Source organism: Veillonella seminalis (genome assembly GCF_003992065.1).
In the GTDB taxonomy this organism is placed as follows: Bacteria; Bacillota; Negativicutes; order Veillonellales; family Veillonellaceae; genus Veillonella_A; species Veillonella_A seminalis.
Genome location: NZ_RQUZ01000006.1, coordinates 117,217 through 142,877 on the forward strand (window position 1 = coordinate 117,217; position 25,661 = coordinate 142,877).

Annotated in this window: 22 protein-coding genes; all 22 read left to right on the forward strand. The window is 41.7% G+C overall.

Annotation, left to right across the window (positions count from 1 at the left end):
- The first annotated feature begins 56 nt into the window (after positions 1-56).
- Positions 57-254, forward strand: coding sequence for a 50S ribosomal protein L31 (gene rpmE, locus EO126_RS05435; protein ID WP_006554929.1), 198 nt, complete (start codon positions 57-59; stop codon positions 252-254).
- A gap of 132 nt (positions 255-386) precedes the next feature.
- Entirely contained in the window at positions 387-1,217 is an 831-nt protein-coding gene (locus EO126_RS05440) for a DUF1385 domain-containing protein (RefSeq protein ID WP_414162538.1), read from the forward strand.
- An 81-nt stretch (positions 1,218-1,298) separates the two neighbouring features.
- Positions 1,299-2,384, forward strand: a complete 1,086-nt coding sequence (gene prfA, locus EO126_RS05445) for a peptide chain release factor 1 (protein WP_006554927.1) — start codon at positions 1,299-1,301, stop codon at positions 2,382-2,384.
- Positions 2,377-3,270, forward strand: coding sequence for a peptide chain release factor N(5)-glutamine methyltransferase (prmC, locus tag EO126_RS05450; protein WP_127007894.1), 894 nt, complete (start codon positions 2,377-2,379; stop codon positions 3,268-3,270). The genes prfA and prmC overlap by 8 nt, the downstream gene beginning before the upstream one ends.
- A complete protein-coding gene (locus EO126_RS05455) occupies positions 3,254-4,339 on the forward strand; it encodes an L-threonylcarbamoyladenylate synthase (RefSeq protein ID WP_006554925.1) in 1,086 nt (361 codons plus the stop codon). Before prmC ends, EO126_RS05455 begins: the two co-directional genes overlap by 17 nt.
- A 126-nt stretch (positions 4,340-4,465) precedes the next feature.
- A complete protein-coding gene (locus EO126_RS05460; protein ID WP_006554924.1) occupies positions 4,466-4,903 on the forward strand; it encodes a low molecular weight protein arginine phosphatase in 438 nt (145 codons plus the stop codon).
- Positions 4,904-5,201: 298 nt separating this feature from the next.
- Complete coding sequence (rpiB, locus tag EO126_RS05465; RefSeq protein WP_006554923.1) at positions 5,202-5,639, forward strand: ribose 5-phosphate isomerase B; 438 nt, start codon at positions 5,202-5,204, stop codon at positions 5,637-5,639.
- 68 nt (positions 5,640-5,707) lie between these two features.
- Positions 5,708-6,949: a serine hydroxymethyltransferase gene (glyA, locus tag EO126_RS05470; RefSeq protein ID WP_006554922.1), complete on the forward strand. Its 1,242-nt coding sequence runs from the start codon at positions 5,708-5,710 to the stop codon at positions 6,947-6,949.
- Positions 6,950-7,026: 77 nt separating this feature from the next.
- Positions 7,027-7,653 (forward strand): uracil phosphoribosyltransferase, encoded by a 627-nt coding sequence (gene upp / locus EO126_RS05475; RefSeq protein WP_006554921.1) that lies wholly within the window; start codon positions 7,027-7,029, stop codon positions 7,651-7,653.
- Positions 7,654-8,027: 374 nt separating this feature from the next.
- On the forward strand, positions 8,028-8,312 hold the full coding sequence (locus tag EO126_RS05480; protein WP_006554920.1) for a PepSY domain-containing protein: 285 nt from the start codon (positions 8,028-8,030) through the stop codon (positions 8,310-8,312).
- A 516-nt stretch (positions 8,313-8,828) separates the two neighbouring features.
- A complete protein-coding gene (locus EO126_RS05485) occupies positions 8,829-9,320 on the forward strand; it encodes a carboxymuconolactone decarboxylase family protein (RefSeq protein ID WP_006554919.1) in 492 nt (163 codons plus the stop codon).
- Positions 9,321-9,925: 605 nt separating this feature from the next.
- Positions 9,926-10,951 (forward strand): sugar-binding transcriptional regulator, encoded by a 1,026-nt coding sequence (locus tag EO126_RS05490; protein ID WP_006554918.1) that lies wholly within the window; start codon positions 9,926-9,928, stop codon positions 10,949-10,951.
- 113 nt (positions 10,952-11,064) lie between these two features.
- Complete coding sequence (gap, locus tag EO126_RS05495) at positions 11,065-12,072, forward strand: type I glyceraldehyde-3-phosphate dehydrogenase (protein ID WP_006554917.1); 1,008 nt, start codon at positions 11,065-11,067, stop codon at positions 12,070-12,072.
- 81 nt (positions 12,073-12,153) lie between these two features.
- Positions 12,154-13,332: a phosphoglycerate kinase gene (locus tag EO126_RS05500; protein ID WP_006554916.1), complete on the forward strand. Its 1,179-nt coding sequence runs from the start codon at positions 12,154-12,156 to the stop codon at positions 13,330-13,332.
- 9 nt (positions 13,333-13,341) lie between these two features.
- Positions 13,342-14,094: a triose-phosphate isomerase gene (gene tpiA, locus EO126_RS05505; protein WP_006554915.1), complete on the forward strand. Its 753-nt coding sequence runs from the start codon at positions 13,342-13,344 to the stop codon at positions 14,092-14,094.
- Positions 14,095-14,245: 151 nt separating this feature from the next.
- Positions 14,246-15,778, forward strand: coding sequence for a 2,3-bisphosphoglycerate-independent phosphoglycerate mutase (gene gpmI, locus EO126_RS05510; RefSeq protein WP_006554914.1), 1,533 nt, complete (start codon positions 14,246-14,248; stop codon positions 15,776-15,778).
- 104 nt (positions 15,779-15,882) lie between these two features.
- Complete coding sequence (gene eno / locus EO126_RS05515; RefSeq protein WP_006554913.1) at positions 15,883-17,169, forward strand: phosphopyruvate hydratase; 1,287 nt, start codon at positions 15,883-15,885, stop codon at positions 17,167-17,169.
- Positions 17,170-17,376: 207 nt separating this feature from the next.
- Positions 17,377-17,952, forward strand: coding sequence for an RNA methyltransferase (locus EO126_RS05520; protein WP_006554912.1), 576 nt, complete (start codon positions 17,377-17,379; stop codon positions 17,950-17,952).
- A gap of 46 nt (positions 17,953-17,998) precedes the next feature.
- Positions 17,999-18,733 (forward strand): YebC/PmpR family DNA-binding transcriptional regulator, encoded by a 735-nt coding sequence (locus tag EO126_RS05525; RefSeq protein ID WP_006554911.1) that lies wholly within the window; start codon positions 17,999-18,001, stop codon positions 18,731-18,733.
- Positions 18,734-19,047: 314 nt separating this feature from the next.
- Positions 19,048-22,086, forward strand: a complete 3,039-nt coding sequence (locus tag EO126_RS05530; protein WP_006554910.1) for an ATP-binding protein — start codon at positions 19,048-19,050, stop codon at positions 22,084-22,086.
- Positions 22,087-22,465: 379 nt separating this feature from the next.
- A complete protein-coding gene (locus EO126_RS05535; RefSeq protein ID WP_006554909.1) occupies positions 22,466-23,770 on the forward strand; it encodes a Na+/H+ antiporter family protein in 1,305 nt (434 codons plus the stop codon).
- A gap of 108 nt (positions 23,771-23,878) precedes the next feature.
- A complete protein-coding gene (gene hutH, locus EO126_RS05540) occupies positions 23,879-25,432 on the forward strand; it encodes a histidine ammonia-lyase (RefSeq protein WP_006554908.1) in 1,554 nt (517 codons plus the stop codon).
- Positions 25,433-25,661 lie beyond the last annotated feature (229 nt).

Consider the following 25,661-nt stretch of genomic DNA (forward strand, 5'->3'; position numbering starts at 1 on the left):
TTGTCCATGATATAATCAATAAGCATAGTTTTGGACAGTGGAAAGAGGTGTATAGAATGAAAGAAGGAATTCATCCTAATTATGGTGAAGCTACCGTAACTTGCGGTTGTGGCAATACGTTTAAAACTGGTTCCGTTAAAAGCGACCTTCGTGTAGACGTATGTTCCAAATGCCATCCGTTCTTCACAGGCCAGCAACGTACTGCTCAGGCTCGCGGTCGTATCGAACAATTCAACAAGCGTTACGGTAAATAATTACTGTAGTCTAGCTATACAAATAATACGGCAGAGCCTCGGCTCTGCCTATATTTGTTTGAGAGAGGAGACGCATTGGAAACGAAGCGAGTTAAAAAGTTTGTAGGCGGCCAAGCAGTCATTGAAGGTGTGATGATGCGCGGCCCTAAATATACAGCCACGGCGGTTCGTGAACCGGGTGGCCAAATAGTAGTGGATACAAAGCCGACGACTTCGATCAGCGAAAAGTATCCTATTTTAAAGAAACCTTTGTTACGAGGTTGTGTGGCTCTTTATGAGTCTTTGGTTATCGGCATGAGTGCTCTTTCTTTTTCGGCCAAAGCGGCCGGTGAAGAAGAGGAAACTATGTCAAATAAAGAAATTGCTCTTACCATGGTATTCTCTACGGTTATGGCAATCGCTTTATTTTTGGCATTGCCCACCTATGCAGCTAAATGGATTCCCGGAATCGGCGATAACCATTTTGTATTAAATTTGGTAGAAGGGGCGATACGCCTTCTTTTATTTTTGCTTTACATTTGGGCTATCGGCCAAACCAAAGATATTCGCCGTGTATTCCAATATCACGGAGCGGAACATAAAACGATTCATACTTATGAAAGTGATGTGCCTTTGACGGTTGAAAATGTGCGTCAACATTCCCGTTTACATGCCCGTTGCGGTACTAACTTTTTATTGATTGTTATGGTAACGAGTATTTTTGTATTCGCTTTTTTAGGTTGGCCGAGCTTATGGGAACGCATTGTTTCGCGTGTCCTTTTGATGCCGGTAGTAGCCGGTATTGCCTATGAAATGATCCGCTTGGCCGGACGCAGTGAAAGTGTAATCGTTAAGGCATTAATTACGCCCGGTTTGTGGTTGCAGTACATGACAACGCGTGAACCGGATGACGACCAAATTGAAGTGGCCATTCGAGCTTTGGAAACGGTACGGCCTGCTGAAGAAGACGCTTATGAATCTTAGCTGTGCCGAACGAAATATTAAAGTCTGTTACAGCAGTTCTGTAGTGTCGTCGAATATTAGTTTGAAAGGGGTACCCGTTTCATGGTTTTAGTAGATAAATTACAAGTTATTGAAGATAAATTTATGGATTTGGAGCAACGCATCAGTGACCCTGAAGTGATTGCCCGTCAGCAGGAATGGCAGAAATTAACGCGTCAGCATGCTTCGCTTACGGAAACCGTTAATACATTCAGAGAATACAAACAAGTACTTGCCGGTCTTGACGAAGCGTTGGAAGTCGTGGAAGATAAAAGCCTTGACGAAGAATTCCGTGAAATGGCACAGGAAGAATTAAAAGAATTAAAAGAGCGTAAAGAAGTGTTGGAAGAACAGCTTCATATTTTGCTCTTGCCAAAAGATCCTAATGATGAAAAGAATGTTATCGTGGAAATTCGCGGCGGTGCCGGCGGTGATGAAGCAGCTTTGTTTGCCGGCGATTTATTCCGTATGTACACCAAATATGCGGAAGCACAGGGCTGGCGTTGTGAAATTATCGATGCCAACGCACCTGAATTAGGTGGTTTTAAAGAAGTGGTGTTCTCCGTTGACGGTAACAGCGCTTATTCCAAATTGAAGTTTGAAAGCGGTGTACACCGCGTACAACGCGTACCGGAAACTGAATCATCCGGTCGTATTCATACCTCTACCGTTACCGTGGCCGTATTGCCGGAAGCGGAAGATGTTGATATTGAAATTAATGATAAAGATCTTCAGATTGATACTTATTGTGCCAGCGGTGCCGGCGGTCAGCACGTTAACCGTACCGAATCGGCCGTGCGTATTACGCATAAACCGACGGGCATCGTAGTTGCTTGTCAGGATGAACGGTCTCAGTTAAAAAATAAAGATAAGGCAATGCGCGTTTTACGTGCTAAATTGCAAGATAAAGCCGAACAGGAAGCGGCTGCCAGCGTGGCAGCCGACCGTAAGAGTCAGGTTGGTACGGGCGATCGCAGTGAACGTATTCGTACTTATAACTATCCGCAAGGTCGTGTAACCGACCATCGCATTAATTTAACGCTCTACAAATTGGATGCCGTACTTAATGGCGATTTGGACGAATTGATTCAAGCTTTGATTGCAGCGGATCAGGCCGCCAAAATGCAGGAGGCCGATCAAAATGCCTAAGGAGCTGTGGACTATCGGTCGCTTGCTCCAATGGACAGAGCAGTATTTTCTCGACAAAGGCGCAAGTCGCCTTGATGGGGAAGTGCTGCTTTCTCATATATTGGGGAAAGATCGAATTTACTTATACACACACTATGATGAGCCTTTGAATAAACAGGAACTTGATGCGTACCGTCCTTTGGTGCTTGAACGCGCTAAGGGCTATAGTGTGGCTGCCATTATCGGCAAAAAAGAATTCATGGGGTTACCGTTTATTGTATCGAAAGATGTATTAATTCCGCGTCCCGATACGGAAACATTGGTGGAAGATATTTTAACTGTTTTTGACAAAGACAGCGCCCCTTATATTCTTGATGTATGCACCGGGCCGGGGACTATCTTGTACAGCTTGCTTCATTATTTGCCGCAAGCAATGGGGCTGGGTTTGGATATCAGCAAGGAAGCCTTAGCCGTGGCTGTTAAAAATCGGGAACAATTAGAGTTAACGGAGCGAGCTAAGCTGTGTTATTCCGATTTATTAAGTGCTTTGAGTGGTGATACGGTTTATGAAAATACCTTTGATTTAATCGTATCCAATCCGCCGTATATTCCGAGTGAAGAGATTTTAACATTAGAGCCGGAAGTGCAGCATGAACCGGTCATCGCTTTGGACGGCGGTGTCGACGGCTTGGATTTTTATCGCCGGTTATTGGCGGAAGCACCTAAATATTTGAAAACAGGCGGTTATTTGGCGGTTGAGATTGGGTATGATCAAGCCGAAGCAGTAACAGATATTGCCAAATCCGTGGGTGTCTATAGTGAAGTAATGGCACAAAAAGATTTAGGCGGGATCGTACGGGTCTTACGTTGGCAGAAAACAGGTGATGATAATGGCCATAGAAACTAAAGTATATAAACATTTGGAAGATTCAGCGATTGCTGAGTTGGGTGCACGCTTGCGTGACGGTCAATTGGTGGCAATCCCTACGGAAACCGTATATGGTTTGGGGGCTAACGGTTTTGATGAAGAGGCTATGAGTCGTATTTATGAAGCTAAAGGTCGCCCTTCGGATAATCCGTTAATTTTGCATGTGCCGGATCAGGAAGCGGTAAAACCGTTGGTAACAGCTATTCCGCTAACGGCACAAAAATTGATGGATGCCTTTTGGCCGGGACCGTTGACGATTATCATGCCAAAATCCGACAAGGTGCCTATGCGTGCAACGGGCGGACTGGACAGCGTAGCTATTCGCTGCCCTGCACATGACATTTGTCGCGCTATTTTAAAAGCGGCTGGAGTACCGGTAGCGGCACCGAGTGCCAATATTTCCGGTCGTCCCAGCCCGACAACGGCGGATGCCGTGTTACACGACATGAAAGGACGTATTGAAGCGATTGCCGATGCAGGTCCTTGTGATGTCGGTGTTGAATCTACCATTGTGGAATGCGGTGATGATTCGGTTACTATCTTGAGACCCGGTGGGATTACCGATGCTATGTTAAAACGTGTAGTCAGCACGGTTAATTATGATGAAGCTTTGAGTGCACCCGATGTGGCACCGAAGGCTCCGGGCATGAAATATAAGCACTATTCTCCGGATGGAGATATGACTACCTATGTGGGGGCACCGCGTTTGGTAAGTCAAGCTATGATTGATGCCATGGAAGCCATTAAAGCGGAACCTCATGATAAACCGCTTCGATTCGGATTTCTTATGAGCGATGAAGTGGCACAATTCCTTGATATATATCTTTCATCATCGGATGTGCCGTTTGAATATGTAATTTACGGTAATGCGGCTGATTATCGCGGTTTGGCCCATAATTTATATTCGTCTTTATTAGCGTTTAATAAAGCGGGGGTTACCCATATTTTTGCCACCGGTGTACCGATGCAGGGACTGGGGCGTGCCATTATGAATCGTATGGCAAAAGCGAGCGCTCAAAAAATCGTGAGAGTAACAGGTAAACCGTAAGCGTAACGGGTGAACCGTAACCTATAGAATAAAAAGAACTTAACCGGAAAGTATTCTGTCATCTTGGTATAGTTGATGAATTCTTTGCGGCTGAGAAAAAATAAAAGGCAGAAAAGAGGTAAGAGTATGAACATATTATTTGTATGTACCGGCAATACTTGTCGCAGCCCTATGACGGAAGGTATGTTGAAAGCTATGGCGGCTGAAGCCCATAAAGATGTAGTTACATTATCGGCCGGCTTATTTACGGCACCGGGCGGTCGCGTATCGCCACAGGCGATTGAAGCGGTTAAAGATGTAGCCGATATTTCGGCACATCAATCGCGTGCGCTGAATAAATCCCTTATGGAGGCAGCCGATTTGATTATCGGTTTAGCTACAGATCATAAAAAAGTATTACTTCGTCAATTCCCTGAAATGAGCGATAAGATTATGACGCTTGGTGAATGGGCCGGCACTAACGAAGACGTGGCGGATCCGTTTGGCGGCACTCAGGAAGAATATGATGCTTGTGCCGCACAGATTAAAGATCTTTTGGCTAAAGGTTTGGCTAAATTAGACTGAATCAGATGAATTCGGATTTAAAAAGAATAATTCAGACTCAATAGGATTAATTAGGATTCAGTAGGGTTAATTCAGATTAAATCAGAAATAAAAAATAAACGGAACAACAATAAATAATAATTAATTCTAAGACTCATGCTTGTGGTCATGCTATAGTGCGGATGAACGATTCTTGATTGGTTGTTAATTTTAATAATATCTCTATATTACGTACAATTGTCATTGCTTGATTTTATATGACATAGTAAAATAGGGTAGAGATGTTTATATTTAATGGATACCGATTAGGAGGGATAGGATGAAAGTAGCCATTGGCGCCGACCATGGCGGCGTTCATTTAAAAGCGACGATTAAAGCGCTGCTTGATGAATTGAATGTAGCCTATACTGATTTTGGTACCGATTCGGAGGATTCCGTAGATTATCCGGATATCGCCGAACCTGTGGCCAAAGCGGTAGCTGCAGGTGAATATGATCGCGGCATTTTGATTTGCGGAACCGGCATTGGTATTGGCATTGCTGCCAATAAAATCGCGGGTATTCGTGCTGCACTTTGCCATGATACATTTTCAGCACATGCTTCACGGGAACACAATAACGCCAATATCTTAACGATGGGCGAACGTGTTATCGGACCCGGGTTAGCTGGCGATATTGTTAAAATTTGGCTAGCTACCGAATTCGAAGGCGGCCGTCATGAACGACGTGTCACCAAAATAGCCGAACTGGAGGCTTAGTCCATATAATTTGGGGGACAGCTTGTATTTCATAGGCACTATGATTTGAGTGTGTAGGAGGTAATGCTATGAGCATTCTTAAGAGTCAAGATCCGGAATTAAAAAACATGATTGATTTAGAGTTAAACCGTCAACGCAATAAATTAGAAATGATTGCATCTGAAAACTTCGTATCCGAGGCGGTTATGGAAGCACAGGGCAGTGTATTGACTAATAAATATGCGGAAGGTTATTCCGGAAAGCGCTATTATGGTGGCTGTGAATATGTAGATATGGTGGAAACGTTAGCTATTGAACGTGCTAAGAAATTATTCGGTGCTGAACATGTTAATGTGCAGCCTCATTCCGGCTCGCAGGCTAACTTCGGTGTTTATTTTGCCCTTTTAAAACCGGGCGACACTATCATGGGCATGAATTTGTCGCATGGCGGTCATTTAACTCACGGATCTCCGGTTAACGTTTCGGGTACATATTTCAATGTTATTCCTTACGGTGTTAATGCGGAAACTCAAGAAATTGATTATGACGAAATGCACAAAATCGCTGTGGAAAATAAACCTAAGTTGATTATCGGCGGCGGTAGTGCATACTCTCGTATTATCGATTTCAAAAAAATGGCTGACATTGCTCATGAAGTAGGCGCTATTTTCATGGTAGATATGGCTCACTTCGCAGGTCTTGTAGCAGCCGGTTTACATCCAAACCCAGTGGAATATGCCGATGTTGTAACTACGACTACGCATAAAACTTTGCGCGGACCTCGCGGCGGTATGATTCTTTGCAAAGAACAATATGCCAAAGCCATTGATAAAGCAATTTTCCCTGGCATCCAAGGTGGTCCTTTGATGCATGTAATTGCTGCTAAAGCGGTTGCTTTCGGTGAAGCTTTAAAACCTGAATTTAAAGAATATGCCAAACAAGTTGTAACCAATGCTAAAGTGTTGGCAGCAGCTCTTCAAAAAGAAGGCTTTAAAATTGTGTCCGGCGGTACCGATACTCACGTAATGCTCGTTGACGTTCGCAGCTGCGGTTTGACCGGTAAAGTGGCTGAATTCTTACTTGATGAAGTAGGCATCACTTGCAATAAAAATACAATTCCGTTCGATCCTGAAAGCCCATTCGTAACCAGCGGTATCCGTCTCGGTACACCTGCGTTGACAACCCGCGGCTTAAAAGAAGCGGATATGGAAGAAATTGCATCCATTATTTCTTTAGTTCTTAAAAACTCCGAAGATAAAGCTAAACACGAAGAAGCGGCTAAACGTGTAGCAGCTCTTTGTGAAAAATATCCTATGTATCCTAATCTTTAATACATCCGTTTGAGAGAGTTTTCATAACATGCCTTATTGAGGCACAGAATTGTCAGACTTAAGGAGGCAAAGTATTTATGAATGTTAATGTAATGACTCATCCGTTGATTCAACATAAAGTAACCTTGATCCGTAACGTTGAAACAGGTTCTAAAGATTTTCGCGAATTATTGGAAGAAATTACACTTTTGATGGGGTATGAAATTACGCGTGATTTACCGTTGGAAGATGTGGAAGTGCAGACTCCGTTGGTAAAAGCTATCGGTAAACAAATTGCTGGTAAAAAATTGGGCATCATTCCGATTTTACGTGCCGGTCTCGGTATGGTTAGCGGTTTGTTAGAATTAATGCCAATGGCTAAAGTAGGTCATGTCGGTTTATACCGCGATCCTGAGACGTTAAAACCGGTTGAATACTACTGCAAATTACCATCCGATTTGTCCGATCGTCGTATTATCGTGACAGACCCTATGTTGGCTACCGGCGGTAGTGCATCTGCAGCGATTACCCTTTTAAAAGAAAAAGGTGCTCGTGATATTCAGCTTATGTGTTTGGTAGCAGCACCGCAAGGCGTTGAAGCTGTTAATAAGGAACATCCTGATGTGCGCATTTATGTAGCGGCGCTTGATGAAGACTTGAACGAACACGGCTATATCTTACCTGGTCTCGGTGATGCGGGCGACCGTATTTTCGGTACTAAATAGTCCTACACTACATAGTCCTATAAAGCAAATAAGACAAGGTAGTGTGTTACACTTTACACACTGATAAGCTGTTTACGGTAAATAATAAATGGCTTGGAGCAATATGCTTCAAGCCATTTTTTGTTAAAAGTTACTATAATTTGGAAATACTGTAATCTGAAGACTTCCGGCTGCGGCAATATTTTAGCTGATATTTCAGATAATGTGTTTAGCTTTTATATTTCATAGTTGATATATATACTCTGTTTTTAGCAATAGACAAAATAAACTATATCGAATATAATAAATATATAAGCTGTAAATTAATAGAAAATAAATAACAGCTTAAGAAAAAACAGAAAAAATATTTTATGTATAATGAAATGAGGTAGACTATGAAATTAAACAAATCTTTAAAAGTATTAGCCGTATCTTTAATTGCTGCGGGCAGCTTTGGCTTAGCACAGGCAAACTCCGAAATTTCTATGGAACAGGCAACTGCCATTGCTTTGGCAAAAGTACCGGGTGCTAACGCAACTCATGTATATAAAGTTCATCCTGACATTGAAAACGGCCGTAAAGTATATGAAGGCAAAATCTTCTACAATGGCGTTGAATACGAATTCGAAATCGATGCTGCTTCCGGTGCGACTATTGAATGGGATGTAGATCGCGACTAATTGGCCGCTAATCTAATTTATAGAAACTCATATTGAAAAGCGGATATCGTTAATTAAATAAAAATTAAGATAAGGGCGAGTACTATCTGACGGCAAGCACACCACTTCGTGCTAAGGCTTACCTTACAGATAGTACTTGCCCTTATTTCACTTTATGCTATCATCTCAAATTAACGATATCCGTTTTTCAATGGTCATATTTCAGCAAATTACAATAGCGGCCAATTGGTCGTGATCGTCATCGTGGAGGGAAGGGGAAATATAGCATAAAAATTAAATTGAGTATAACAATTGAATAAAGCATAAAAAATAAAGAATAAAGGATACAGAATGAGTTTAAACTGTCAGAGTTGTTATAGTACTGTGGCAGTTTTTTGTTTTTATGAAGTGAAAGGGGTGTGTTATAAGGCTTTATTTTATAGAAAAAGGTATTGACTTGAAGTCAACTCTAGGGTGTAAAGTAGTTATATAAGGTAAGTTTTATTATAATAGGTATTGAGGGAAAGAGGGGATGACATGAATTTTAAGAAAGTAAGTTTAATAACAGCAATTGCAGTGAGCACAATGTTTACAGCTATGGCAGCCGATACGGCACAGCCAAATCAATCTATGATAAATTCGTCACAAAGAAGTGGTCAAGTTATGAGTAATACAGAAGAAACAATGGTAACAACATCCGGTAAAGTAGTAGCTAAACAAACGGCAGGTCGTCGTGTGTTGGGGGAGTTTGCGCCAACTTTTGCGCATCTAAATGATGATGTATTGTTCGGTGAAGTTTGGAGTCGTGACTTGGAGTTACCGGCTAAACAGCGTTCCATTATTACGATTACAGCGTTAGTTTCTCAAGGATTAATCAGTGATGCCTTGAAAGCTCATTTTGAAATGGGTAAGAAAAACGGTATTACTAAAGATGAAATCGCTGAAATTTTAACACATATTGCTTTCTATGCCGGCTGGCCTAAAGTATGGGGCGCATTCCCAATCGCTAAGGAAGTGTGGGGAGAATAAGGACGGCGGAAGAGGCCAAAAAATTAGCGGCAAAATTATGATATATTGAAATCCATATACGTGGCGCAATCGCAACTTTTGATGATTTGATAGGCAAGAAGGACTACTCTCTACCGGCAAGCACACCTCTTCGAGCTAAGGCTTACCTTGCAGAGAGTAGTCCTTTTTGCCATTAAATAAGCTATCATATCAAAAAAGCGATTGCGCTCATCCTTAATAAAGATTTCAATACATTTGGGAATTTTGCCGAATAATTTTTCGTAACTTTTCGCGGTCTAGAGAGAAGGAAGAGAAGGACGCTTTCCGATAGAGGCAAGCAGTCCTAAAAAGTCGAGTTAATTCTAAAGATAATTTTAGTCGGCAAAGTAAATAAATTATTCGAGAATGTTCGCCGGTAGACAGTAGACTTCCTTATAGTTTTGCGCTTTCTTCAAGACAACGATACAATGTTTTTGCCTGAGAGGATTTCAATGCATGAGAATTCTTCATCAATAATTTGTAAAATGACTTGCGTAAGACTACCATATGCGGTAGAATATAGGCGAGGATATTTTTTTATCAACGGTGGGACGATTTTTGCTCCAGCGGGATGAAAGAGGTACAGCATGAAAGATTTATCGGAGGTGTATCAAAGAATAGCTCCGGAACTTATGCGAATTGTGGAAGAACGCTACATATTGCTGAATCATATTTCCTATGCACAACCTATCGGGCGACGTATGCTTGCCAATCTCAGTAAGTTATCGGAACGTGTGGTACGATCGCACGTTGAAATCATGAAAGACAACGGTCTTATCGGTTTCACCCAACAGGGGATGGTATTAACTGAGGAAGGTAAAGAACTGTTGCCGCAATTGAACTCATCAATGCACGAGCTCAATAAGATCAGCGAGCTTGAAGAGAAAATCAAAGAAGTTTTGCAAATTGATGATGTAATTATTACCAGCGGCGGCGGTGAAACCGACATGGAACGGAAAGAGTTAGGGTTCCAGGCGGCTAAAGTGTTGCAAGGGGTATTGCATTCGGGAAGTATCCTAGCTGTAAGTGGCGGCAGTACGATGGCTAACATGGCAGATGCTCTGCCGGCAAAAAAATGTCAAGCCACCATTATTCCGGCTCGCGGCGGAATCGGCGAACGGGTAGAATATCAAGCAAATGTGATTGCTTCGGTTATTGCCGAAAAAATCGGCAGTACCTACAAAATGTTACATCTACCTGATGGTTTGTCGCAGGATGCTCTGAGCATTTTGATGAATATGGAACCGCAAATCAAAGAAGTGATGGAATTGGCTCAACAAACCGATATTTTAATCTTTGGCATCGGTGAAGCTTTGCACATGGCGGCACAACGGCACATAACAGATGCACAACGATCTACTTTACGTTCTAAACGAGCGGTAGGGGAAGCGTTGGGCTACTATTGTGACATTAGTGGCAACATTGTATATACGACCAATAACGTAGGCATAGCCCTTACCGATATTGAGTCTATACCGCATGTAATCGCCGTAGCGGGAGGTGCCGGTAAAGCCAAAGCTATTATTGGGGTGATGCGAGCCTGTCGTAAAGGTACCCTTATTATTGATGAGAGTGCTGCTGAATCAATAGCGGCATTGTTAAGAATCAGCTAGTCAATAGTGTTTATGATTTATTTTTAGTCATACATTGTTTCATCAAAATCGTGAGCACTATCATTTTTTAAACTGTTTAGGTATTAATTTTTAAAACTCTAGGAGGAACCATCATGGCAGTTAAAATTGGTATTAATGGATTTGGTCGTATTGGTAAATGTGTATTCCGTGCAACTCTTAATAATCCCGACGTAGAAGTAGTTGCTATTAATGACTTAGGTGATATCGAAGGTTCTGCTTTATTATTAAAATACGATTCCGTACACGGTAACTTAAAAGAAGAAGTTAGTGTTGACGGTGAATATATTGTAGTAGACGGTAAAAAAGTTCGTGTATTCCACGATGGCAACCCTGCCAATATTGATTGGTCTTCTGAAAATGTTGAAATCGTAGTTGAAGCTACCGGTCGTTTCCGTAAACGTGATGACGCAGCTCAACATTTGGGCGGTACTGTTAAAAAAGTTATCATTTCCGCACCTGCTAAAGAAGAAGACATTACTATTGTAATGGGTGTTAACCAAGACAAATACGATCCTAAGAACCACCACATCATTTCCAATGCAAGTTGCACAACTAACTGCTTGGCTCCATTTGCTAAAGTATTGAATGAAAAATTCGGTATCAAACGCGGTTTGATGACAACAGTTCACTCTTACACTAATGACCAACGCATTTTGGATACGCCACACAGCGACCTTCGTCGTGCTCGTGCAGCCGCTTTATCCATTATTCCTACAACTACCGGTGCCGCTAAAGCTGTTGCTTTGGTATTGCCTGAATTAAAAGGTAAATTGAACGGTTTTGCTCTTCGTGTACCTACACCAAACGTTTCGATTACTGACTTGGTAGCCGAACTCAATGTAGAAACAACTAAAGAAGAAATCAATGCAGCACTTCGTGAAGCCGCACAAGGTGAATTAAAAGGTATCCTAGGTGTATCTGATTTACCACTCGTATCCCATGACTTCAATGGTGATTCCCGCAGCTCTATCGTAGATGCTGATTTGACAATGACAATGGAAGGCAATATGGTAAAAGTGGTTTCCTGGTACGATAACGAATGGGGTTACTCCAACCGTGTCGTTGATTTAGCTAAATACATTGCTGATCAAGGTTTATAATTTTTGCAGGGGACTATAAAGATAGTCCCCTCTTTTGCTTGCCATTTATAAGCTGTTATCGGTAACATATAGGAGGCCGTTATGAAAAAAACAATTGAGTCTGTTGACGTAGCCCATAAACGTGTATTTGTGCGCGTAGATTTTAATGTACCGTTAAAAGATGGTGTCATTACGGATGATACACGCATTCGTGCCACTTTGCCGACCATTAATTATTTAATCGGCAAGGGTGCCAAAGTTATTTTAGTGTCTCATTTGGGACGTCCGAAAGGAGAACGTAAACCGGAATTTACGTTACAGCCTTGTGCTGTTCGTCTCAGTGAATTATTGGGTAAACCGGTAGCATTTGCCGATGACTGTGTTGGTGAAGCAGCTCATAAAGCGGTAGAAGCTATGCAGGACGGCGATGTTCTTTTGTTGGAAAACTTACGTTATCATAAAGAAGAAGAAAAGAATGGCGAAGATTTTGCCAAAGCTTTGGCTTCATTAGCAGAAGTGGGCATTAATGATGCTTTCGGTGTATCACATCGTGCTCATGCTTCCGTAGAGGGTATCACCAAGTTTTTACCAATGGCAGCCGGATATTTATTGGAAAAAGAAATTAAATATGTAGGCGGTGCCGTGGAACATCCGGAACATCCGTTTGCAGCCATTATCGGCGGTGCTAAAGTAAGCGATAAAATTGAAGTTATTTCCAATTTATTGCCAAAAGTAGAAGTTCTTATCATCGGTGGCGGCATGGCTAATACGTTTATCGCCGCTAAAGGGTATCCTACCGGGTCTTCTTTAGTAGAAGCCGATAAAATTGAATTGGCTGCTCAGTTAATTAAACAAGCCGCTGAAACCAATACGAATTTGTTATTGCCTACAGACTTTGTTATTGCTGATGCATTCAGCAATGATGCCAATCACAAAGTAGTACGGGCTGATGGTATTGAAGAAGGCTGGATGGCTCTTGATATCGGACCGGCTACACAAAAAGCGTTTGCCGAAGCTTTGAAACCTATGAAAATGATTGTTTGGAACGGTCCTATGGGCGTGTTTGAAATGGACAATTTTGCAACCGGTACCAATGCGGTAGCTAAAGCCGTAGCAGAAGCGGATGCGACGACTATTGTAGGTGGCGGTGACTCCGTAGCGGCTATTGAAAAAAGCGGTTTAGCCGATAAAATCTCTCATATTTCGACCGGTGGCGGTGCATCCTTGGAATATTTGGAAGGGAAAGCTTTACCGGGTATAGTGGCCTTAGCCGATAAATAAGGAGGACCTATGCGTAAACAAATTATTGCCGGCAATTGGAAAATGCATACAGATTTAGCGGAAGCTACTATTTTGGTGGAAGGCATCAAAGCCGCCTTAACTGAAGGCGAAGTCAGTCGTGAAGTCGTTGTTTGTCCGCCATTTACCGGACTCAGCACTGTGGCTGATTTAATTGAAGATACTGAAGTTCGCTTAGGTGCACAGAATATGTATTTTGAGCCTAAAGGTGCATTTACGGGTGAAGTTTCACCGCTTATGCTTACTGATGTAGGCTGTCATTATGTAATTCTCGGCCACTCGGAACGACGTGAGTATTTCGGTGAAACCGATGCGTTGATTAATCAAAAAATTAAAGCCGCTTTTCAGTATGATCTGATTCCTATTTTATGTGTCGGTGAAAGTTTGGCACAGCGTGAAGCCAATGAAACTCAGACTTTTATTAACAGTCAGTTGACAGCCGGTTTGGCAGATTTAACGGCTGAGCAAGTAAGTCAGATGGTTATCGCCTATGAACCGATTTGGGCTATCGGCACGGGCAAGACTGCAACGGCAGAACAGGCCGGTGAAGTATGTACTGCTATTCGTGCCAAAGTGGCTGAGCTTTTTGACAAAGAAACGGCTGAAGTGTTGCGTATTCAGTACGGCGGCAGTGTTAAAGGCAGTAATGCTCAAGAGATTTTATCCCAGCTTGATATTGACGGTGCCTTAGTAGGCGGTGCTTCTTTAAAGGCAGATGACTTCATGGCAATTATTAAGGCATAAGTCGCAATAAAATCTGTGCGTTTACTAAGTTTTTACGCATATTAAATAAAGCTTATAAGGTTTTGATGTATAGTAAGAATAGATATATATTAAGACTAAATATAAATTAAAAAATTAATATTCTGTAATTTTTATAAAGAAAGGTTTGTGTATGGCAAAATTAAAAGCTCCTGTTATGCTGACCATCTTAGACGGTTTCGGCATAGGGGATGTGAACGACCCGACAAATGCGATCGTACAGGCTAAGCCTGAAAACTTTTTAAAATTGTGGGAAACATATCCGCATACACAATTGCAGGCATCCGGTCTGGCCGTAGGTTTACCGGAAGGACAAATGGGAAATTCCGAAGTCGGTCATTTAAACATCGGGGCCGGTCGCATTGTGTATCAGGAATTGACAAGAATTACCAAAGATACGGAAAACGGAGCTTTTTTTGAACGTCCTGTAATTAAAGAATTATATGCACAGGCTAAAGGGCATCGTTTACAAATTATCGGTTTGGTATCTGATGGCGGTGTTCACAGCTCTTTAGATCATATCAAAGCGATTATCAAAGGAGCTAAAGATGCCGGTGTTACCGAATTATATGTGCATGCATTGCTCGACGGTCGTGATGTACCGCCGCAAAGTGCGCTTACATATTTAGATGATTTAGAAGCCTATATGACTTACGTCGGTCTCGGTAAGATTGCTACAATCGGTGGTCGTTACTACGGTATGGACCGCGATAAACGTTGGGAACGCGTTGAACAGGCGTATAAAGCGATTGTTGACGGTGTTGGCGTAACGGCTGACTCCACCAAGGCGGCTATTGAAGCGTCTTATGCGAATGATGTAGTCGATGAATTCGTAGTGCCTGTAGTGTTAGCACCGGAAGGAGCTATCTCAGCGCATGATGCGGTGATTTTTGCCAACTTCAGACCGGACCGTGCCCGTCAATTGACACGTGTTTTGGTAGACCCTGAATTTACCGGCTTTAACCGTGTGAAAGGTTTATTGCCGATTTATATGGCTACCATGACGAAGTATGAAGACAGCTTGGATGCTCATATTATATATGAAAAAGAATTGCTCACCAATACGTTAGGCCAGGTATTGGCCGATGGCGGTTATACGCAGTTACGTATTGCGGAAACTGAAAAATACGCTCATGTAACATATTTCTTCAGCGGCGGTCAAGAAGACTTGTTTGAAGGTGAAGAACGAATCTTGGTACCATCGCCAAAAGTGGCAACCTATGATTTGCAGCCGGAAATGAGCGCTTATGAAGTAACCGACAAAGTGGTGGCAGCCATTGAAAGTGGTAAGTTCGACATGATTATTTTGAACTTTGCCAATCCTGACATGGTAGGCCATACAGGTGTGCTTGAAGCAGCGGAAAAAGCGGTACAAACCGTAGATACTTGCTTGGCACGCATTGTAGAGGCTATTAATAAAGTAAATGGTCATCTTTTGGTAACGGCCGACCACGGTAACTCTGAAATGATGGTTGACCATCGTACAGGGGCACCGCATACGGCGCATACGACCAATCCGGTACCGCTTATTTTGGTGAGTGAAACTCATAAGAATGACAGCTTGGATCAAGGTAAATTGTGTGATTTAGCACCGACAATGCTTGATTTGGGCGGTATTGCTCAACCGGCTGAAATGACCGGCCACAGCTTATTGCATAAAAAATAAACTCGGCGAGTCAATAGAGTTGACTACCGGAAGGTTTTTTATAACGATAAAGTATTTAAATTATATACTTATAAAAAGTGTTCTTTTCAAGGAGGTAACACATTATGGCAATGATTACAGATGTATACGCAAGAGAAATTTTGGATTCCCGCGGCAATCCTACCGTCGAAGTTGAAGTGTATTTGGAAGACGGTACCATCGGTGTTGCGTCCGTTCCTTCCGGTGCTTCTACCGGTATGTTTGAAGCCGTAGAACTTCGTGACGGTGATAAAGGCCGTTACCTCGGTAAAGGCGTTGAACAGGCTGTAGAAAACGTAAACGAAAAAATCGGGCCTGAAATTATCGGTTTTGATGCTTCCGAACAAGTAGCTATTGATAACTTGATGATTGAACTCGACGGCACTCCTAATAAAGGTAACTTTGGGGCCAATGCCATTCTTGGCGTATCCATGGCTGTAGCTAAAGCAGCAGCTGCATCCTTTGACTTGCCATTATTCCAATATCTTGGCGGCACTAATGCCAAAGAATTGCCGGTTCCTATGATGAACATTTTAAACGGCGGTGCTCATGCCGATAACAACGTAGATATTCAGGAATTCATGATTATGCCGGTTGGCGCTGAATCTTTCAAAGAAGCATTACGCGCTTGTGCCGAAGTATACCATACTTTGAAAAACGTTCTTAAAGCTAAAGGCCTCGCAACCGGTGTAGGTGATGAAGGCGGTTTTGCACCAAATCTCGGCTCCAATGAAGAAGCCTTGCAAGTTATTTGCGAAGCTATTAAAGATGCCGGTTATGAACCCGGCAGCTACTTCAAATTAGCTATTGATGCTGCTTCCTCTGAATTCTATAAAGACGGTAAATATGACTTGGCCGGTGAGGGCAAAGTTAAAACGGCTGCTGAAATGGTTGACTTCTATGCCGATTTAGTAGCTAAATATCCTATCATCTCTATCGAAGACGGTCTTGCCGAAGAAGATTGGGAAGGTTGGAAATTATTGACTGAACGTCTTGGCAAACAAGTTCAGCTCGTTGGCGATGATTTATTCGTAACAAATACAGAACGTTTAGCGAAAGGTATTAAATCCGATACAGCTAATGCTATTTTGATCAAAGTAAACCAGATCGGTACTTTGACTGAAACGTTTGATGCTATTGAAATGGCTAAACGTGCCGGCTATACTTGCGTTATTTCTCACCGCTCCGGTGAAACGGAAGACAATACGATCGCCGATATTGCCGTAGCTGTTAATGCCGGTCAGATTAAAACCGGTGCACCTGCTCGCAGCGAACGCGTAGCTAAATACAATCAAATGTTACGTATTGAAGATTTGTTGGCAGAAACAGCTCAATATCGCGGCGAAGACGTTTTTTACAACATTAAAAAATAATCGCAGTTAAGCGTATTTGTTTAGATACTAACTGCAAATGAATTGATAAATTCGGTAAAAAGATTCGGATATACCTGTTGGGAACCGGTTTGGTTCGGGTGTAACGAATCTTTTTACTGTTTTTTACTTATTTTTTAAGATTTTATTTGCGACAGGCGGCGGAATTCATTATAATGGAAAGTAGCGAACAAAAAGGGAGGAATAACCTTGGCAAATTTATATATAGGCTTGGTTCACTATCCTATCTATAATAAGCATGGCGAAGTCATTACGACGGCGATTACGAATTATGACATTCATGATATTGCCCGGGCGGCCATTACGTATGATGTGAGTCGTTATTTTGTGATTCATAATATACCGGCCCAACGTGATTTGGCCAAGCAGATTATGGAACATTGGCAGACCGGTTTCGGCAGTACCTATAATCCCGATCGCAAGGATGCATTCAGTGAAGTGGCACTGGTCAATTCCATCCGTGCCGCTGTTGAGGAAGTAACCCGGCTTGAGGGAGACCCGCCGATTATCGCCACAACCGATGCACGTACCTACGATAATACGGTAAGTTATGCATGGATGCGGCAAACGCTTGAAAAGGGGGCGCGCCCTGTGTTAGTATTATTTGGTACCGGTTATGGCATGACCAAAGAAACTATGGAAGAATTTGATTATATTTTAGAACCTGTTTATGGTCATGGTGATTACAATCATCTGTCGGTGCGCAGTGCTGTTTCCATTATTTTGGACCGTTTGCGCGGCGAAGCATGGTGGGAAAAAGCGTAATTACTGCAGGCATTATATGTAACAGGTTATTATAGGAGGAAGTACAATGTCCGGACATTCAAAATGGGCCAATATTAAACATAAAAAAGGTAAAACTGATGCGTTGAAAGCAAAAGTTACAACTAAAATCAGCCGTGAAATTACGGTTGCCGCACGTATGGGCGGTGGCGATCCGGTTGGTAATATGCGTTTGAAATTAGCTTTGCAAAAAGCTCGTGAAAACAATGTACCTAAAGATAATATTCAACGTGCTATCGCTAAAGGCGTAGGCGCTACCGATATGGATAATTACGAAGAAATTACCTATGAAGGTTATGGCCCGGGTGGTGTGGCGTTAACCGTTGAGTGTTTGACTGATAACCGTAACCGTACGGCAGCCGATGTGCGTCATGCATTCTCTAAAAACGGTGGTAACCTCGGTGAAACCGGTTGCGTAGCTTGGATGTTTAACCGCAAAGGTATCTTTGTAATTGACAGCGAAGGTCATGATGAAGAAGAATTGACCATGCTTGCTTTAGAAGCGGGTGCGGAAGATTTGAAAGTGGAAGATGACAGCTTCGTTATCTACACGGCTCCGGAAGATTATGATACGGTAGAAGCAGCCTTAGCCGATGCTAAGATTGAAACACTCGTAAGCAAAATCACCATGGTACCTGACAACACAATTGCCCTTGAAGGGGATAATGCTGTAAAAATGCAGAAAATGTTGGATGCCCTTGATGATTTAGATGATGTGCAAGATGTATACCATAATGCGGACCTTCCTGAAGAAGAGGAATAAGGTAAATAAAGTAGCACCATTACTGAATTTTGCGATTTAGTAATGGTGCTTTTTTTGTGTATTAATAGGGGTTTAGGCCTTTTTACTGTTCAAAAAACGTCTAACTATGCATAATTGCTATATGTATTTTGCGGAAAATTGATTCATTAAGCTGTTTTATCGATAGCTTTATTGTATAATAAAAAGTGTCAAAAAAGATTTCGCGGATTGGAAGTAACGTGAAATTTCAAATGAAAAAGTTTGACGTTTTGTTTGACGTTTGTATTTGACGCAAATAAATGTTACATAATGACAATACAGGCAGAGGGATTATTATGGCAGTGAAATTGGTAGTGCGTTTTTTGGGAACTCCTGAGATTTTCAAAGATGGGGAAGAGGTATTTTTCTCCTATAACAAGGTCAATGCATTAGTTTATTATATATTGGTGCGTGGGACTGTAATGCGTGATGAATTAAGCGGTATTTTATGGGCTGATAAACCGGATGCGGTAGCTCGTAAAAATCTTCGCAATGCAATTTATGAAGCTAAAAAAATATTGGGTGCCGATACGTTTATTTCACCGCGTAAAGCAATTATTAAAGTCAATCCGGCCGTTGAGGTTGAAATTGACAGCAAGATATTCGAAGCAGATCCGGTAGGGCAATTGGATTTGTATAAAGGGGAGTTTTTACAAGGATTTTTTATTAAAGACTCTGTAGAATATGAAGATTGGTATTTAGCCGAACGAAGTCGTTTAAAGAATTTATATATGGATGCCATTGCGGAAAAATTGAAAACTGCAGTGGATGAAAAAGATTACAACACGATTGAACGACACGGTCAGCTTTTAATCGCACAGAATCCGTATGATGAAAATGTATATTCCATTGTACTTCGGGCTTATTGTGAACAGGGCAAAATGCAACAAGCCATGGAGCTCTATGAAGAAATGAAAGAGCTCTTCCAAGGTGATATGCAATCTGATGCCCTTGCTGATATAGATGCTATCATTAAAGATGCATTACAGCAGGAAGAGAAAAAGTTCCAGAATCGCTCACATCGTATGGCTATTCCGATTGGCCGCGAACAAGAGTTGGAAGATATGACAGCTCACATTTGGTCCTTTATGCGCGGACGGGCCGGGGAAGCCTTAATTTTATTAGGTGATGCGGGTAGCGGTAAAACTACGCTTAAGGATATTGCACTCGACAGCTTGCAGGACGAAGTGGCTGTGATTCAGACTAATTGTTACCAATTGGAACGCAATTTCTTATTACATCCGTGGACCGAAATTGTAAACGGTCTTGTTAAATTACTGGATGAAAGCGGGACCATGATTCCGGATTTTGAACTTAATCGCCTATATACTTTATTTCCGCAAATGGATATGAGTATTGATCGCGATCTGGGGCTGATGGAAATTAAGGATATCTTGAAGTTCGATGCGATTTTCCATACGTTGTCCACTGTTCTTGATGTGGCATCGGCCGGTAAAAAATTAATTATTGTATTTGAAGACATTCAGTGGATGGATCCGCTCAGTCTCTCTTTATTGAGCAGTTTAATTTTACGCAAACAATCGGACCGAATTTTATTCCTTATGACCGGTCGCGATTCGCGTGAAAAAGACTTCCAGCATTTTATCACATCCATAGCGGTATATAAGCGTTTACATGTGACGCAGTTGAATCCGTTATCCAAAAAGGATATCCAGCATTATGTAGAAGCGGCAGGCCTCAATATTCCGATTGAACCAAGTTTAATTAATCAATTACAGGTTGAAACGGAAGGGAATTTATTCCTCCTTAATGAATGTTTAAATTCACTTAAAACTACGGGCAGCTTAGATAGATTGACTAATAATATGGCTACGGTATTTAAAGCCAATTATTTATCTCTCACGGAAGAACAGCAAAAAATTATAGATTTTATTTCCCTGTTCTATAACGGGGCCCCTATCTCTATGATTGGGGAATATATGAAGATGGATACATTGCGTCTTTTGGAATATTTGGAAGAACTGGAAGCCAAAAATATGGTAACACCGTTCTCACAGCAAGCCGATGTATTATATGAAATCAGTCAGCAGAAGCTGAAAGAATTTATTCAGCAACAGTTGTCGCCGGAAAAATGGAAAATTTTACATGGCTATTTGGGCTCTTTGTGGGAAAAACGCTTGACCCACTCCAAAAAGGACGTAGTGATTTACAAGCATTTGGAATATCACTATGAACAGGCCGGTGAACTTGTTAAAATGGGGCATTACAAGCTGAAAGGGCTTATGTATTACCTCAATTTCAGTCATGAGTTATTCCCGGTACTCAGCTTATCTGAACCGATGCAAACAGGCGGTGCCAGCTATTTTACGGAAGCGGATACCTTACAATATCTCAATGATGTAGATAAAATGATGGAACGCATTCGCGAAACTTGCGGTGCTACAGCTGAGGTTAAGAATTTGGAACTTATGTATTTGCATTTAATCGGACGGTATTTTATTCGTGAAGGCAAATATGAAAAAGGGGTTCGCTATATTCTTGATTTGATTGAACAAGCTTCGGAAATACATAATCGCGATTATACCCTCATGGGTTATAAGCAGATGATTTACTATGATATTCAAACGGGCAATACGAATGAAATGAAAAATTATTTGGAAATTGCCTTAGATTTGGCCGTTGAATGTAATTATCATAAAGAAGTAGGCATTCTCTTGCGCCTTAAAGGTTTGAATATGATTATGCAGGGCGATTTTGAAGAGGCGGAACGCTTACTTAACGAATCGATTGCTACTTTCATGGTAACGCAGACGGTGGCACGGCGGTATGCTCTTAATATTGCGGCAGCCTATAATTATATCGGTGAAATCCGGCGTGGGCGCGGGCAATTTGAAGAAGCTATTGAGTATTATGATAAAGCGTTGGCTATCTGTAATGATCAGCAGGCTTACAGTTCTTGGGTGGTATTCTCCTGCAATGCCGGCATTGCAGCCTATAATTTAGGGCATTATGACAAAGCCCAAATTTATTTCGAACAGGCCTATGAATTCTTTAATCGCTATGACTTTTATTGGCGCCGTCCTATTGTTGAATCGTATTTGGCACTCTTGGCTATGCGAGACGGTGATCAGGAAGGAGCTTTAAAGTATATTGATGAGGCCATGGCGAAATTGACTATGATGAATAATCCTCAGGAAGTAGGGTATGTGAATATGGCAATTGCTTTGATTAAGCATGCCTATCCGCAATCTGAAGTTACCAAACGATATCGAGGCAGTATCGGTATGTACAGCGGTCGTGCTTTACGGTATTTGGATTTATATTGTGATACCTATGAAAGAGCAAAATTAGAGGCTCTCAGCAAAGCATCATAAATAAAAAAATGCAGTGAAAGTTTACGTTAATAATGACGAGAATTTCACTGCTTTTTTTATGGTCGTATTAAGTTATCGTACAGACAAAGCGGCATTTTACCTGAGTGACAGAGTTAACTTTCTTCTTTTGTTTTGCGATTTAGCACGCTAACATAATAAAAATAGTCGAAAGAATGTCTAATTTGTAATTGACGGTCTCTTCATTTAATGGACTTTTTTCGGATTATTCCATTTGATACTCGATGACAATTTTAGAATTTTGAAAAACTTTGACCATTTTGGGACAAATTTAAAGTATACTAATAAAAAGTAAATATTTACTCAGGCCGGACAAATTTACTTACAATTTAATGAAGGTTAGCAAAGGAGTTGAAACTGTATGGATATTTTAATGAACCCGATAGTGGTGTCAGTTATTGTTATGTCAGTCATTTGTTTGCTAAAAATGAATGTTCTCTTAGCAGTTATTGTCGCTGCCTTGGTAGGCGGAACGATTGGCGGTATGTCGATTGAAGATACGGTAGGCTCGCTTATCAACGGTATGGGTGGTAACGCTGAAACTGCATTGAGCTATATTTTATTAGGTGCTTTGGCCGTAGCCATCGGTCGTTCCGGGCTCGCCGGTGTAGCATCTCGTAAAATTACTCAAGTAGTAGGGAATAAGAAAATTGCCTTTGTATTCTTGATTGCCTTTGTATCTTGTTTCTCTCAAAACTTGATTCCTGTACACATTGCATTCATCCCTATTTTGATTCCGCCACTTTTGGTTTTAATGAATCATATGAATTTGGATCGTCGTGCTGTAGCTTGTGCTTTGACATTCGGTCTTAAAGCACCGTATGTAAGCTTACCGGTTGGTTTCGGTCTTTTATTTATGACAATTATTAAAGACCAAATGGTAGCAAACGGTGTAGATGTTGCGATTCAGGATATTGCTTCGGTTATGTGGATCGGTGGGGCTTCCATGTTGGTAGGTCTCGTATTGGCCGTATTCTTCTATGCTCGCGACAGACATTATGAAGATTTACCTGTTATCGGTGCCGATGAAAATCCGGATGATGTAACCATGACTAAAGAATGTTGGTTGGCTTTATTGGGTGCCGCTGTTGCGTTTGCCGCTCAGCTTTACTTCCAATCCTTGCCAATCGGTGCTTTATGCGGCCTCTTTGTTATGTTAATTACCGGCTGTATTAAATGGAAAGACATGGATACAATGATGGACGGCGGTGTTCGCATGATGGGCTTCATTGCCTTCGTAATGCTCGTAGCTGCCGGCTATGCCAATGTTCTTCGTGAAACTCAGTCGGTTCAATCATTGGTTGAAGCAACCACTTCCGTAATCGATACTAAATTCGCCGGTGCCGTTCTTATGTTAGCGGTTGGTTTATTGATTACCATGGGTATCGGTACTTCTTTCGGTACTATTCCGGTTATTGCCTCCATTTACATTCCAATGGGCTTTGAATTAGGTTTTGGCGTACCGGCCATTATCCTCTTAATCGGTATTGCCGCTGCTTTAGGTGACGCCGGTTCACCTGCCTCCGACTCCACGTTGGGGCCTACATCCGGTTTGAATGCCGATGGTCAGCATAACCACATTTGGGATACTTGCGTACCAACCTTTATCTTCTACGATATCACCCTTATGGTTGGTGGCGTAATCGGTGCCTTAATGTTAGGTTAATAAATACTAATTTGTAAATGTTATATGATATTTAACAGATATCATATTGATGTCGGGTCAATGTAAATAAAGACGTAGTAAAATAGATACTAATAGGAGATGTAGAGTATGATTAAAGCCGTAAAATCCATTAAAGAAGTTGTATTGACAGGTCATGATCTAACCTTAGCCGAATTGGTAGCCGTTTCTCGTTATGATGCCAAAATTAAATTGGCGGAATCAGCTATTGAAAGTATCAAAAAATCTCGAGCCATCGTAGATAATATTGTAAACAGCAACTCCGTTGTATACGGTATTACGACCGGTTTCGGTTCACTCTGCCGCGTTCATATTTCCAAAGAAGATTGTTCACAATTACAGGAAAACTTAATTCGCACACATTCTTGCGGCTTCGGTAAACCATTCAGCCGGGAAGCAACTCGTGCCATGATGCTTATTCGTGCCAATGCACTCGTAAAAGGATATTCGGGTATTCGCTTGGAAACCTTGGAAACTTTAATTAACATGATCAATAAAGGTGTTCATCCGTATATTCCTGAAAAAGGGTCTCTCGGTGCATCCGGTGATTTGGCACCGTTATCTCATATGGTATTGCCAATGCTTGGTTTAGGTGATGCGGAATATGAAGGACAGCTCTTGACCGGTAAAGAAGCTATGGATAAGGCAGGCATCCCTATTATTGCTTTGGAAGCTAAAGAAGGTTTGGCTCTTATCAACGGTACACCGGTATTGACTGCCGTAGGTGCTTTGGCTCTTTGGGAAGGCTTATGCTTATTGAAATTAAGTGACGTAGCCGCTGCTTTATCGGCAGAAGCTATGCGCGGTATTATCAATGCGTATGATGAACGTATCCACACTATTCGTCCTCATAAAGGTCAATTGGATACGGCTCACAATATGCGCGAATTGTTAAAGGGCAGTACTTATATTACGCAGCAAGGTGAATTACGTGTGCAGGATCCGTATTCCTTACGCTGTGTACCGCAAATTCACGGCGCTTCCAAAGATGCGTTGGCTTTTGTAAAAGAAAAAGTAGATATTGAAATTAACTCCGTAACGGATAATCCGATTATTTTACCGGACGGCGATGTAATCTCCGGCGGTAACTTCCACGGTGAACCAATGGCTTTACCGTTTGACTTCTTAGGCATCGGCCTTGCTGAAATCGCCAATGTTTCGGAACGTCGTTTGGAACGCTTGCTCAATAACTCGTTGAGCGGGTTCCCATCATTCCTCGTTAAACATTCCGGTTTGAATTCCGGTTTCATGATTACTCAATATGCGGCCGCCGCTTTAGTAAGTGAAAATAAAGTACTTGCTCATCCGGCTTCCGTAGATTCCATTCCTTCTTGTGAAAACCAGGAAGATTTGGTAAGTATGGGGGCTCATGCCGGTCGTAAGGCAGGGGAAATTGCCGAAAATGTACGTCGCGTTGTGGCTACCGAAATTTTGGCAGCTTGCCAGGCAATTGACCTTCGTGAAGAATGCGGTCAATTGGGTGTCGGCACAGCAGCAGCTTATAAAGCTGTCCGCGAAGCCAATAAATTTATCGACTATGATAAAGACATTGAAATGTTCAAAGAACTGGAAAAAGTTACGGCAATTGTAGCTGACGGTACATTATTGGAAGCCGTAGAAGCTGTTGTTGACTTAGATATCTGATTCAAAAGTCGGATAGATAAACAAATATTTTGATCTTACAGAATTTTGTTTATTATTCGAAATCGGACTTTAGTGGTTTAAGTCTCGCAAAAGGCTGTTAAAATTTGAATTCTAACTTGATATAGACCTCTATAAAAGCTCTCTGTTTATTGGTGTTGCTACTCCCTTGGAAACACTGATACAGAGAGTTTTTATATGGGCAATGTTATTAAGATTATTACAAAATTAC